This is a genomic window from Cytobacillus sp. NJ13, from assembly GCA_030348385.1.
Taxonomy (GTDB): Bacteria; Bacillota; Bacilli; order Bacillales; family Cytobacillaceae; genus Cytobacillus.
On record JAUCFP010000006.1, the window covers coordinates 2,152,792 to 2,166,321 of the forward strand.

At 41.5% G+C, this 13,530-nt stretch carries 12 protein-coding genes; 6 read left to right on the forward strand and 6 right to left on the reverse strand.

All coding sequences use genetic code 11. The features are described from left to right. Positions 1 to 107 precede the first annotated feature (107 nt). Entirely contained in the window at positions 108 to 1,457 is a 1,350-nt protein-coding gene (locus tag QUF73_10455) for an MATE family efflux transporter (GenBank protein ID MDM5226640.1), read from the forward strand. A 78-nt stretch (positions 1,458 to 1,535) separates the two neighbouring features. Here QUF73_10455 and asnB read toward each other — a convergent pair whose 3' ends face one another. Beyond that, positions 1,536 to 3,383, reverse strand: a complete 1,848-nt coding sequence (gene asnB / locus QUF73_10460) for an asparagine synthase (glutamine-hydrolyzing) (GenBank protein MDM5226641.1) — start codon at positions 3,381 to 3,383, stop codon at positions 1,536 to 1,538. 157 nt (positions 3,384 to 3,540) lie between these two features. On the opposite strand from asnB, the gene QUF73_10465 reads away from it, so the two are divergent. After that, positions 3,541 to 4,104, forward strand: a complete 564-nt coding sequence (locus QUF73_10465; GenBank protein ID MDM5226642.1) for a DUF2777 domain-containing protein — start codon at positions 3,541 to 3,543, stop codon at positions 4,102 to 4,104. 360 nt (positions 4,105 to 4,464) lie between these two features. Here QUF73_10465 and QUF73_10470 read toward each other — a convergent pair whose 3' ends face one another. The 5 genes from QUF73_10470 to QUF73_10490 form a co-directional block, all read right to left on the reverse strand. Next, on the reverse strand, positions 4,465 to 7,386 hold the full coding sequence (locus tag QUF73_10470; GenBank protein MDM5226643.1) for an EAL domain-containing protein: 2,922 nt from the start codon (positions 7,384 to 7,386) through the stop codon (positions 4,465 to 4,467). A 204-nt stretch (positions 7,387 to 7,590) separates the two neighbouring features. Next, positions 7,591 to 7,947 (reverse strand): YisL family protein, encoded by a 357-nt coding sequence (locus QUF73_10475; GenBank protein MDM5226644.1) that lies wholly within the window; start codon positions 7,945 to 7,947, stop codon positions 7,591 to 7,593. Between the two features lie 205 nt (positions 7,948 to 8,152). After that, positions 8,153 to 9,061 (reverse strand): fumarylacetoacetate hydrolase family protein, encoded by a 909-nt coding sequence (locus QUF73_10480; protein ID MDM5226645.1) that lies wholly within the window; start codon positions 9,059 to 9,061, stop codon positions 8,153 to 8,155. Between the two features lie 79 nt (positions 9,062 to 9,140). After that, complete coding sequence (locus QUF73_10485) at positions 9,141 to 10,328, reverse strand: DUF418 domain-containing protein (protein ID MDM5226646.1); 1,188 nt, start codon at positions 10,326 to 10,328, stop codon at positions 9,141 to 9,143. Between the two features lie 107 nt (positions 10,329 to 10,435). Beyond that, positions 10,436 to 12,028: a long-chain-fatty-acid--CoA ligase gene (locus tag QUF73_10490; protein MDM5226647.1), complete on the reverse strand. Its 1,593-nt coding sequence runs from the start codon at positions 12,026 to 12,028 to the stop codon at positions 10,436 to 10,438. Positions 12,029 to 12,239: 211 nt separating this feature from the next. On the opposite strand from QUF73_10490, the gene QUF73_10495 reads away from it, so the two are divergent. The 4 genes from QUF73_10495 to QUF73_10510 are packed head-to-tail and all read left to right on the forward strand — an operon-like array spanning position 12,240 to position 13,529. Then, positions 12,240 to 12,461 carry a spore germination protein gene (locus QUF73_10495; GenBank protein MDM5226648.1) on the forward strand — a complete coding sequence of 74 codons (222 nt, stop codon included), beginning with the start codon at positions 12,240 to 12,242 and terminating at the stop codon, positions 12,459 to 12,461. A gap of 13 nt (positions 12,462 to 12,474) precedes the next feature. Beyond that, positions 12,475 to 12,711, forward strand: a complete 237-nt coding sequence (locus QUF73_10500; protein ID MDM5226649.1) for a spore germination protein GerPB — start codon at positions 12,475 to 12,477, stop codon at positions 12,709 to 12,711. Between the two features lie 33 nt (positions 12,712 to 12,744). Next, positions 12,745 to 13,356, forward strand: a complete 612-nt coding sequence (gene gerPC, locus QUF73_10505) for a spore germination protein GerPC (protein ID MDM5226650.1) — start codon at positions 12,745 to 12,747, stop codon at positions 13,354 to 13,356. Further along, on the forward strand, positions 13,353 to 13,529 hold the full coding sequence (locus tag QUF73_10510) for a spore gernimation protein GerPD (protein MDM5226651.1): 177 nt from the start codon (positions 13,353 to 13,355) through the stop codon (positions 13,527 to 13,529). The genes gerPC and QUF73_10510 overlap by 4 nt, the downstream gene beginning before the upstream one ends. Position 13,530: the final 1 nt, after the last annotated feature.

A 13,530-nucleotide genomic window follows, 5' to 3' on the forward strand; every position in this document is an offset into this window, starting at 1 on the left:
GAAAGTTCTTAAGGGCAAGACCTTAAGGCTTTTCTTTTTTCGTTTTTATATTGCCGTCGGCCCCTCCTATTTACATGAAAATTTATTTACAAACAGGGAGAATAACCATGACTAAGAACCAGAAAAAATTGACATTATTTGCATTAACCTGGCCGATCTTTATAGAAATCTTGCTTCACATGCTTATGGGGAATGCTGACACGCTTATGCTCTCGCAATATTCGGATGAATCCGTGGCTGCAGTCGGTGTGTCAAATCAGATCCTTTCGCTCGTGATCGTCATGTTTGGATTTGTTGCAACTGGGACCTCCATCCTAATCGCTCAAAATTTAGGCGCAAAAAATAATAAAACAGCTGCTGAAATTTCAATTGTCTCTTTAGGGGCAAACCTTGTATTTGGAATCATCTTAAGTATTCTTCTAATCGCATCAGGCAAACCGCTGCTTCGGATGATGGATTTACCGGAGGAACTTTTAAACCAGGCAAACGCCTACCTGGTCATCGTTGGCGGCTTTTCCTTTGTCCAGGCATTAATTATGACAATTGGAGCCATTATCAGAAGTTATGGATTTACCAGAGATGTTATGTACATTACCATCGGCATGAACATTTTAAATGTTATAGGCAATTACTTATTCATTTTTGGCCCATTCGGTTTTCCTGTATTGGGTGTAGAAGGAGTGGCCATCTCCACTGTCGTCAGCAGATTGATCGGATTGGCTGCTGCTGTCGCCGTACTGCTTAGAAGAACAGAAAAAGCACTTCCGTTCCGCTTACTTTTCCGCTTTCCAAAGGAACATATCAAAAATCTTTTAAGAATCGGGATTCCTTCAGCAGGAGAACATTTATCCTATAATGGGTCGCAGATGGTCATTACGATTTTCATCGCTGCTCTGGGTACAGAAGCTCTGACTGCAAAAGTTTATGCACAAAATATTATGATGTTCATTTTCCTTTTCAGTGTCGCCATCAGCCAGGGCACTCAAATCCTGATAGGCCATATGGTAGGTGGAAAAGATTACGAGGCAGCCTATAAAAGGTGCATGAAAAGCCTGCGCCTTGCCATCATGATTTCGTTCGGAACTGCCGTTCTTTTCTCCTTTTTCTCAGAAGAATTGATGGGCATATTCACTTCTAATCCAGACATCATAAAGGTTGGCAGTGTTCTCATTCTTCTGACCATCCTCCTGGAGCCCGGCAGATCGTTTAATTTGGTCGTCATTAACTCCCTCCGTGCAGCCGGCGATGTAAAATTCCCCGTTTATATGGGGATCCTGTCCATGTGGGGCGTAAGCGTCACCCTTTCCTATGTACTTGGAATTCATTTTGGACTGGGTCTTGCCGGCATTTGGATCGCCTTTATTGCCGATGAATGGCTTAGAGGATTGCTCATGTTATGGCGCTGGAGATCCAGAGTCTGGGTTAACAAGTCGTTTGTGTCTTCAAAAGCTGTCTAAACATAAAAACGGCAGCCCCATGCAGACATAGTCTATAAAACCATAAGGAAAGCGGCAGTAATGACTGCCGCTGCTTTTTCATTCTGCAATATTTATATTATAGTCTTTAAACCACACATGAATCTGTGCTAGGTGTGCTAACAGCTGAGGCCCAGTCATTAGCTGCCCAAACCATGGTTTCTGGAATGAGTCACCGCCCGATTCAATTATATTCTTCAGCTGGCTGTAATCAAAGAATTCATACAGCGCGGATGACCTGTCTTCCAAGTATCCAGTGAGCATCTTTTGGACTGCAGCTGTATATTCCGGATTATGTGTTTTGGGGTACGGGCTTTTCTTTCTGTATAAAACTTCATTCGGCAGGATGCCTTCGAGTGCTTTGCGCAGGATTCCTTTTTCGCGGTTTCCATGCATTTTGATCTCCCAAGGAATATTCCATACATATTCCACCAGGCGATGGTCGGCAAAAGGCACCCGGACTTCAAGGCTCGCCCCCATACTCATTCTGTCTTTACGATCCAATAGGGTCGTCATAAAGTAAATCATATTAATATAGAAAAGTTCTCTCCTGCTTGCGTCTTCCCTGCTCTCCCCGTCTAAGGCAGGGGTTTCAGAGATTGCCTGAAGATATTTTTCCATGGCATAGTCATAAATATTTAGTTTCTTACTCCAATCTTCTTTCAATAGACCCTGTCTGGCTTCGAGCGACCTCATCCATGGGAAGCCCTTGCGCTTTAAGTCTTCCTCTCTGTGGAACCATGGATAGCCGCCAAATATTTCATCTGCGCATTCCCCTGATAAGCTTACAACAAAATCCTTTTTTATTTCCCTGCAAAACCATAGCAGGGAAGAATCGACATCAGCCATGCCCGGAAGATCCCTTACATGCACGGATTCGATTAAATCCTCCGCAAGCTGCTGCTGGGTGATTATACAGCTGTTATGTCTCGTATTAAAGGTCTGGGACATCTTTTGGATAAATGCTACGTCTGAATTGGGCTGAAACTCATTGGCCTTGAAAAATTCCTCATTTCCCTCATAATCTATCGAATAAGTGTTCAACTGGCCCTTTCCATCTCTTTCGTAAGCTTTTGCCGCAATAGCTGTAATCGCACTCGAATCCACACCGCCGGATAGGAACGTGCATAACGGGACATCCGATACCAGCTGCCTTGTGACAGCATCCGTAAATAATTCTCTGACTCGTTCAGCAGTTTCCTCAACGTTATCCTCATGATGCGCACTTTGCACATTCCAATAACGCCATACCTTCAGTCCATTTCTTGAAAACGTCAGCGCGTGTGCAGGCCTTAATTCATCAATGCCTCTGAAAACTCCTGAACCCGGGGATCTTGATGGCCCCAGTCCAAAGACTTCTGCCAGGCCTTCCCTGCCGATTTCAGCCTTAATATCAGGATGGGCCAAAATAGCTTTCAATTCAGATCCGAATATAATGCCCTGCTTCGTTTCTCTATAAAATAAAGGTTTTACCCCTAAACGGTCCCTGCCTATAAATAATTGTTCTTTCTTCTCATCCCATACAGCAAAGGCATAGATGCCATTTAAATATTGAAGGCAATTTTCTCCCCATTCTATATAAGAAGTCAGCAAAACCTCAGTGTCAGAATGGCCATCAAACGAATATCCTTTTATAAGGAGTTCTTTACGGAGATCCTCCGTATTATAAAGCTCTCCATTATAGCAAATAGTATAGCGGTTTTGATATTTTTCCCTAGTCATTGGCTGTTTTCCGCCTGCCGGGTCTACAACGATTAACCTTTTATGGCCGAATCCAGCTTGCACATCTGTCCATATGTTTGTTTCATCTGGACCCCGCTTTGCCAGCGTATCCGCCATTTTGCCAATTGCTGCCGTTTCTTTTCTCAAATCCTTTTGGAAATCAATCCAGCCGGTAATTCCACACACTTTACATCATCCTTTCAAAGCGGAATCGCATGGGCACATTTTTCATGATGCTATTGTATGCACAGCCTAGAAAAAAGTTAATTGTCCACATACAAGCGGTTATAAAAATCGCCAAAACTGTCTAAAAAGAAGTTGAGGAAGTTAATGGAGGTTTTATATGAATAGACAGCAGCGAACAAAGCTAATTGAATATCAATCCCGTGCTTTTACAGAAGGCACTGTAGAGTATATTAATGAACAATGGGTTTTTTTCGACCATGAAACAGAAGAAGCATCATTATTGGACGAATTCCTCCATCAGGAAATGGAAGTATTCCGCTTTAAACGCTGGAAGAAAGGCATTTTATTCGAGGATGGCAAAGTGGCCTTTGACGATGAAATATTTCACTTGAAGAATCAGGACTCGATCCGCATCCGAAAACATCTTGTTTTCTCCCTCGAGAGATTACTGGAGGAAATGAATGATGATGCTTTTTACCAGTTCGTAACCACTTTAAATTCCATGCAATTTTCGGTTTATGACTGCATTTATTGTTATAACCAGCTGGCATTTTTCAATGATAAGGACAGGAAAAGCGGTGTGAACTTCATCGTTTTTGATAATCAGGATCATATTTGCAATGTGCAGCACCATTTTTGCTATTATGAAAAAATGAGTGACCGGTTTGAATTTACCTTAAACAGCGGAAAAAGGATGGTTATTGAAAAAATTTCTTCATAAGAAAAGCGGAAGCGCCTTGTACACGAAGGAACGCAGACTAAGGACGCCACGTCCTCCCAAAAGCTGCCGCTTTCGGTCGTGCGATGTATCGCTGCCGTAGCTTTCCTTGTCCTGTGGCAACGTCTGCATAACCCGCATCCCTCCCAAAAGCTGTCGCTTTCGGTGGGACGAAGCCTGTCCTGAGGGCCTCAAGCACAAGACGAGCCTCATGGAAAGGCGTTCTTTGCCTTTTTGGGGGCTTGCCCGAAATGTGGAGGCGACTGCCCAGGGACGACAAGCATAAGACGTTTAAAATCTTATACTTTTTTGTTTAAAAAAACAGCAGCCTGCCTTTAATGGCGGTGCTGCTGTTTCTTTATTCTAGCTGAGCGTTTGGGCATATTTAGATAAGCCTTCCTCAAACTCACGGGTCATAAGCGGCTTATGAATATAGAAGCCTTGTGCATAATGGCATTTTAATTCTTTTAAAAGCTCAATCTGCTCCTGTGTTTCCACCCCTTCTGCCACGACTTTCACGGCAAGCCCGTGCCCCATGGTGATGATGGCTTTTACAATGGCAACATCGGATGTGTTTAATCGCAGATTATTAATAAACGACCGATCGATCTTTAATGTATTGATTGGAAGGTCCTTTAAATAACTTAAAGAAGAATAGCCTGTGCCAAAATCATCAATGGATACTTTGACTCCTATATCCTGCAGCGCCTGCATAACTTGGATACTGTACTCAACATTTCTCAGCATCGTGCTCTCCGTCAGCTCCAATGTTAAATATTGCGGCTCCATACCGGAAAGTTCCAATGCCATCTTAACTTCTTGAAGAAATCCCGGCTGCTGGAATTGATAGGCCGATACATTCACAGAGATGGAAAGAGATTCATAGCCAAGCATTTGCCACCGTTTATTCTGCTTACAAGCCGACCGCAATACCCAGCCGCCGATATCCTCAATGAGACCAGTCTCTTCTGCAAGAGGAATAAATTCACCGGGTGAAACACGGCCAAGTTTTGGATGATTCCAGCGAATCAGGGCTTCGCTTCCGTATAAATTGCCTGTTTCAAGATCAATTAAGGGCTGATAGCATAAATAGAATTCATTTTTCTGCAAAGCTTTTCTTAAGTAGCTTTCAAGCTCAAGTCTGACCATTGCCTGCTGATTCATTTCCATCGAGAAAAAGGTGACCCTGTTTCCTCCTTGCTGCTTGGAGCGATTTGTGGCAATATCCGCATTTTTAAGCAGCAAATGCTCATCGGACCCATCATCTGGATGCAGGCTCGCACCAATGCTGGCAGTGACAATAAACTCCTGATTCGACTGAGATATAGGAAGGGATATTTCCTCTAATATCTTTTTGGATACTTTCATAACCTTCTCGATAGTTGCTTCCCTTGATAATACCAAAGTAAACTTATCCCCGCTGAACCTTCCCAAATAAGAACCCGACGGCAGAACCCTTTCTATTCTTTCGGAAATCTCCTTTAACACCATATCCCCAGCAAAGTGCCCGAGACTGTCATTTATAATTTTAAAGCGGTCAATATCAATCGAAAGAACTGCGAGCTTTTTCTGTTTTTTCCTTGCTCTCTTTACTTCCATTTCCAATTGCTCGGTAAACTTTATTCTGTTAGGCAGCCCTGTGTCCTGGTCAAAAAAAGCCAGTTCTGTTATCTTCTCTTCTATCTTTTTCTGCTCCGTAATGTTTCTGCCAATTCCATAAATGCCTACACATTCCCCATTAACAGTAATCGGGATGTTTTTCAGCTGAAAGAGATTAGTCTCGCCGGATTTTGCATCAATATATACATTATAATATTGCTCTCTGCCTCTTAATGCCCGATAAAAGTGCAATCTGATCCTTTGCACATCTTCATCACGCACATACCCAAGAGCTGATTTGCCCATTATTTCTTCCCGGCTGTACCCGAAAGTTTTTACGAATGAGGGGTTTACACTTGTGAAATTCCCTTTCAAATCTGTCGAATAAACAAAATCCGCATTATTATCAAACAGAGATTTATAATTTTGTTCAGACATTTTTAAATTTCTGTTTAACTCTTTAATATCGTCCTGAGCTGCATGCATTAAATGAGTCAAAGAAGCTATCGTTTTAAACTGGGCCGTTTTTTCATAAACAAAGGAATCCTGTCTAGTCTTTGCTGATTCGCCGATGCTTTCTGAAAGAGCAAGATATGTAAGAGAATGTCCGACCATTTGTGGAAGCGCACCTTTACGGAAGGCAATTTCCCCATAAGAAAAAAAGCCATTTGCCGGAGCTATCATCTGGAGCATTTCCAGTTCTTTTTCCGTAAAATCTCTTGCAAACTGTTTCCTGGCCATACAATTGTATATAAATATGTTTTCAGGAGGGTTATGGTTCAGCTCGTTTAATTCCTTCAGCGACCGGTCAATGATATCCTCCAGATTTGCATAAGCAAACGTGAGTGTATCTCCCTCTTTAACCTTTCTGTTTACTTTTATGGCACCATTTTCAAGAGACTTTATAATAAAAACAGATACTTTTTCTCCACGGTAATTTAACAGGAAAGGGAATTCCGTACCCGATTGGGGCAATTCCTTAATAAAAGCCTGACCCAGATAGCACTTTAAAATATTTAAGGGCTTCTTATTATCTATAGAATAGATCGTAGACCCATCAGCCTTAGTAACAGTAAAACTCTTTCCAATCTCCTGCCACTGATAATTAGCAAACGAACGGACCGAAAGATGGCCGCTCTGCAATGCCAATGCTGCAAGACCATCACTGGTTATTCCATTTCGTGTAAAAGAAAAGCCTTCCTGAAATAAACCGTTATCTCCGGCAAGACCTCCGGAAATTACCATTTCCGGCTGGTTTTCATATATTCCCTCCAGCAAGGCTGTGGAATCTATATCAAATCCTGCCGGAAATAGGATGACAGCTTTTGTATTGAAGACAGCCAGCTCCTGTGCCAATGTTTGGCCCATTTGATAACTGTCCATAAAATCAGCCCTGTTTAACAGGAATGATTTTAATTCTGTCTTTTCAAAGGCTGTAAAACAGATTACTGTTTGCTTTTCCGTAATGCGCCCTTCATAGATTTCACCAGATGTCGAGCAGCCTGCAATATGTGCCACTGGAAGCTTGTCTGTCAGCTCTTTTTGCAGTTTCGATATAAATGGCCTTTCAGGGGTTCCTGTAAAAACCTGCACAAGAAGATTAGGGTATTCATTTAATTCATTCAAATCTATAAAACTATTAAGCTGGCTAGTGCTGGTATATAAACATGTAAACGTTTTTGCCATAAAAACCCACCATCATAGTAAGAATCATTAGAAATGCTTTTTTGACCGCTATGGAAAATTCTCTTTAAACCTGAAGCGGCTCCAATTTCTAATTTTTTATTGATATAGTTGCTGATATGTTTAAATTACCATATTTAGTGAAGTCATGACATGACAAAATTAGAAAAAGCTGCCTTTTTTGGCAGCTTTCAATAATTATTCTTATTACGTCATGAAAGTTAATGGCAATTTAACAAAGCCTAGATATAGAACCAAAATCAAAGCAACGACAAATTGTCCCCATAAAATTGACGTCTTCTTCCCCTTAACAGTACGAATGATAATCATTTCAAACATCGCAATTACCCAAATGCCTACCAATGACTTCAATACATAGAGAAGGTCAATGCTGTTGAGGCTGCTTAAAATCCAAATTCCTGTTCCAATGATCAGCAAATAAAACAGCCTCAAGATCATATGAACAACTTTCAAACCTTTTTGCTTGCCGCTTTTATGCATGATAAGGGCAATAATAAATAAAACAAGTGCCAAGAACCATGTGGTTATGTGGGCATGTATCATTCCCGTGCCTCCTATTGTAAAATTCGATACCATCATATCATATTGACATTGAAATTCCCAAAGTTATGGTGCTGCTGCGATTACATAGGGACAACTTTGTGAAATATTTATGACAAGTGTGATATTCTTCACTGACATCGCAGAAAATCTCTATATACTTAATTCAATTCTTAAAGACCTGCGCATCCCTGCACAGGCCTCATCTTTAGTCTTCTATAGTGTTTGTCAAGGTTCCAATTTTTTCAACGGATATTTCCATTTTATCACCTGGCTGCAGAAAGCGGGGTGGCTTAAAACCTTTGCCAACACCAGCGGGAGTTCCAGTAGCAATAATGTCCCCGGGCTCAAGAGTCATGCCTTTTGACAGGACGGAGATGATTTCTTCGATTGGGAAGATAAAGTGTCCAGTATTTGAGCTTTGTCTCACTTCTCCGTTTACCTTTGTTTGAATATCGAGCTTGTTAGGATTTTCAATGGCTGATGAGTGAACAATCCAAGGCCCCATTGGACATGTAGCATCCAGGCTTTTACCAATGAAAAATTGCTTATGCCTGGACTGCAGATCCCTTGCTGTCACATCATTAATAATTGTATAGCCAAAGATATAATCCAATGCTTCTTCTTTCGGAATCGCCCGTCCTTTTTTTCCGATTACAACAGCGAGCTCGCCCTCATAATCCAGCTCTGCAGTTACATGTTTGTGATTCAATACCGTTTCATCAGGACCAATCACCGTTGTAGGGGATTTCGTGAATACCATTATATGCTCAGGAATGTCCTCTTTACTTCCCATCTCTATTGCATGCTCGGCATAATTCTTGCCCACACAAAATATATTTTTATCCGGACGGGGTATCGGTGCCTCCAGCATAACAGAATCGAGCGGACGAAAAAGTTCTTCCCTGTCCGAATTGCTGTTTAGCCAGTCTATTAAACTATGTACTTTATCAACGAACTTATCCCCTAAGGCAATACATTCTTTCAATGTCCCCGGCAAATCGCTTTTTCCACCCATTTTTTCCAAAGCAGCATTTAGAGGAAGAACCTTTGTACCGGTGCCGTCCAATAAGCCAGCATAACTGCTGGTCCGATCCTTAACAGTAACAAATTTCAATCCCATCACCTCATTTTATTATTCGCTTTTTTAGTATAATATAAATTTTCAGACTTTTGGGCCTTTATAATCAAAACTATTATTCTTTTCGCTTCCATTTTGGGATTTTCAAATATGTGAAGCTCCTCCAAAGCCATTCCACCGGTCCATAATAATAACGGGCAGCCCAGAATCGGCTGGCTAAAATCTGAAAAGCGAAAATAATAATAACCAGAAGTGTCCCCCAAAAAGCAGAGACCTTTCCATAAAAGCCTAGTCCGTAACTATAAAAAATAAAAGTCGAAATAATGGACTGGAAAAGATAATTTGAGAGCGAGAGTTTCCCAACATATGAGAGCGGCAGCACGATTCCAGGTACTTTCCCGCTCTTTATCATCAGCGCTATCCCTAAACCATAAGCAATGGCTAACAGGGGACCGCCAAAAGTATCCTGCACGTAATCCAAGACCAGGTTGCTTTCCAACAAGTATGGCAGCAATTTTAACAATAACCCGGCAGCCAATGATACTAGCATGATTTTTCTGAGGAAACCCCGGTTTTTTTCGGTTTCCTCCAGCCACCTCAGCTTGGCAGCTCCTCCCCCTATCAAAAATAAAGGAAAAATAGAAGCCAGCATGATTGGCAGTGAAGCAAGATTATTAACACCTGACCAGTCCTCTATCCGCTGTGCGGTAACCTCGGAAAAGCTTCCTTTTTGATAGGCCTGTAAAGAAGCTAATGCCGCTTGAGGGTCATAGATTGATAGCTCATCAGCAGGAACAAACAGAGCCGTTGCAAATAATAAAAGGGCTAATAGCAGATTGGGAATAAGGTAAAGCAAGATTCCGGTCAAAAGCATATTTCTTCCGGACATTTTTACAAACAGTAAAAAGATAAAGCCAAAGATTGCATAGTTAATCAGAATATCCCCATGCCATATAAGAAAAGCGTGAATGATGCCTATCAGAAGCAGAAGGGAAAATCTCCTTGCAGCCATTCCTCCAAACCAAAGGCCTTTAGCCAGTGCCCTCTCCCTCAGAATGACTAATCCATAACCAAACAGCATGGAAAATAAAGGATAAAAACTGGCCTGCACAAAGATATCAATAAAAGCATAGGCGGCTTTATCTGCCGGGCTGTCCCACCATTCAAAAGGATCAATATAGAGCAATGGGGAATGGAAAGAAAGCATATTAACTAAAAAAATTCCGAGGATGGCAAATCCCCTCATTATATCCAGCGAAATAATTCGATCCTTCTCCAGGACCGGACTGAATTGTCTGTCCATAAAACGCCTCCTTTTTTGTCAGCAAAATCTATCTTTTATGATAGAGAGCATGTTTCTAATTGTCCAGAAAAAAAGGACCTCAGCAATGCTGAAGTCCCGATTCTAAGTTAATTTACAAAACGGCCTGTTGTTCCATTCGATTCCCAGTAATCATTTCGAAGATGGATTTTTTGAATTTTACCCGAAGCTGTTTTAGGCAGCTCTTCGACAAATGTCACTCCCGTTACAGCTTTAAAGTGAGCAAGTTTCTCCCTGGTAAAACTAATAATCTCCTGTTCGGTCAACGTTTTTCCACTTCGCAGGACTACAAATGCATGCGGCGTTTCCCCCCACTTTTCGTGAGGCACAGCTATAACAGCTGCTTCCAGGATGGCAGGGTGCTCGTATAAAGCCCCTTCTATTTCTATGGATGAGATGTTTTCCCCGCCGCTGATAATGATATCCTTTTTACGGTCAACGATATCGATATTGCCGTATTCATCTACGTTTGCCATATCACCGGTATGAAGCCAGCCGCTCCTAATCGCTTCCATCGTTGCCTCTTCATTTTTCCAATAGCCTTTCATCACTCCGTTGCTGCGGACAACGACTTCTCCTATTTCTAATCCATTATGGGCCACTTCTTCGCCCTGTTCATTGATTACCTTGACCTCACAGCCTATCATCTGATGTCCTGCCTTTGCCTTCATCCGGTACTGCTGAGTAAGAGGAAGTTCTTTAAGATGAGAACGAATCGTCGATACAGTGCTTAATGGAGATGATTCGGTCATTCCATACACCTGTATAAACTCCCATCCAAGCTCATTTTCTACCCTTGTTACAAAAGCAGGCGGCGGGGCGGAGCCTGCTATAACAACCCTGACGTCCTGCTCAACTGCCGGAGTACATTGTTCATAGTATTGCAACAGTGAATTCAGGACAGTGGGAGCCATATGCATAACGGAAACATTATGCTTTTGCAGCACATCAAATATCCTTTCCGGCGTAGCTTTTCTCATGCATACCTGAGAAGCTCCATTTGCCGTATAATAAAAAGGTGAGCCCCATCCATTCACATGAAACATCGGCAAGACATGCAGCAGTACATCCTGATCGCTAACCCTCAAATGATGCATGGTTGACAATGCATGCAAGTAATTGTTGCGATGGGTCAGCATGACACCTTTGGGATTGCCTGTTGTACCGCTTGTATATAAAAGGCTGCATACATCATTTTCGTCGAGGTCTTCCCTATCGTATGGCCTGCTGTCTTGGCTGCTGAGCCATGAATCATAATCGGTTTCATCTGTTTCTTCCTCTTTATAATGAACGATGATTTTTTCAACTGTCTTTAGCTGATCTTTCACAGGCAGTATAAGGTGGTAAAGGTCCTGATCGGCAAAAAGGATCCTGGATTCGCTATGGTTTAAAATAAACAGATAATCTTCCGGCTTCAGCCGTATATTTAGAGGAACCATGACTCCTCCCAGCTGAAAAATCCCATAAAACCCTTCCAGCATTTCGACTGAATTGGGTGCAAGGTAAGCAACCCGGTCCCCTTTTTGAATGCCTGAAGCTTTTAAACCATGAGAGAGCTGATTAACCCTCGTGTTCAATTCCTCGTATGTAAAAGCTCTATCATCTGCAAAAATGGCTTTTTTTGATCCATAGAGAGAAACAGCGCGATCTAAAAATTGAGTCAATATTAAAGGTACATTCATCTTACGGTCACCTCACTGAAAATTTTGTTAATTCTGTATTTATTTTATATTATCACATTCAATGCGACAGGTTCACATAAATCACTCCTGTTATATAACATTTATAAACTCAGAAACTCTCTGTCTGCTCATATATTTGGGCTAATTAATCACAATCAGCTATTAGGCACATACGATATACAAGAAATCATTTTAAAGGGTGTTGTTATGTATGCCAGCTATTGTCGGAGTCGCACAGGTCATATCAATAGGAAGCAGTTCTGTCTTCAACATCGGGGATGTTTATAAAATCATGCCTGTTTCTAACGCTAAGACCTTTTCGGGTGCAGGATCTTTCAACACAGGGGATGGCATGAATGTTTACAATCACCAAAGCACTACAAACACTTATGATTGTGATGGCGTGGATCAGGGCAATTATTTTAATGCTTAGAATAGGTGATAACATGAATTTTTATATACAGCAATCCATTCATATTAATTTTATTAAGATCGGTGGGATTACAAACTCTTCCGTAATGCAGATTGGAAGTGCAGGCATTATAAAGCCGGCTTCCTACCTGTATAACACAGGGGGATTTACCGAGCCTGCACCTGAAGCTGAAACTCCAGCCCCATCGGGTCCAGCAGGTAATCTATTATTAACGCCTTCGGTACCTTTAACCGGATCTCAGAGACCCTAAGGTATAGATGGTGAAAAAAGCGAGGTGGTGCGCATGAACCAGCAATTAAATTCTTATCTTCAGCAATTGCATGCTTTTGTAGAGGCACAGGAAAAAAGAATCCGCAGCCTGGAAGCAGCGGTAAAAAAACTTCAGGAAGAGACTGAAGTTCTGAAAAGCCGTCCTCCGATGCAGGTCGACCGGATTGAGTATAAATTCGACCAGCTTAAGGTAGAGTCTCTCGAAGGTACTTTAAACATTGGCCTAAATCCTTCCGAGCTGCAAAACATTGAAGATTTTGCCGTTGATAATAAAAACATCAAGGCACCTATATCGCCTAACAACCATATGAAAAGAACGATGGAGATTGAAGATGCCATCTATCAATATTTAGAGAGTAAGCTTCCAGAAATTGTCGCTTCTGTTCAACAGAAGCTAAATGTTAATGTGGATGATTCATATATTGCGTTTATCAAAGAGGATATAAAAAAGCAGCTGCCTAACAGGATTGACTTCTATCTTAAACAGCAGCAGTCTGCAAATCGGTCTACGCAGGAAAATAATAATGAAGTGATTATTGAACTTATAAAAAAGGAAATACAAAATGGGGTTCATGCCTTTATCTCTCATTTGCCTGAAAATATGAAAGGAATGAAGAAAGAATGAATTATCAGGTTTATAACCGGGATTTGTGTGTTGGCAATATCAGAGTTATTGGTGTCTCCAGTTCATCTGTATTAATGGTTGGAGATACGCAAACGATCCAGCTTGCAGCTACCTTTGATACACCATTAGAATCTCTTATTGTCGGGCCTTTTGTCCCACTTACACCGGAGTAAT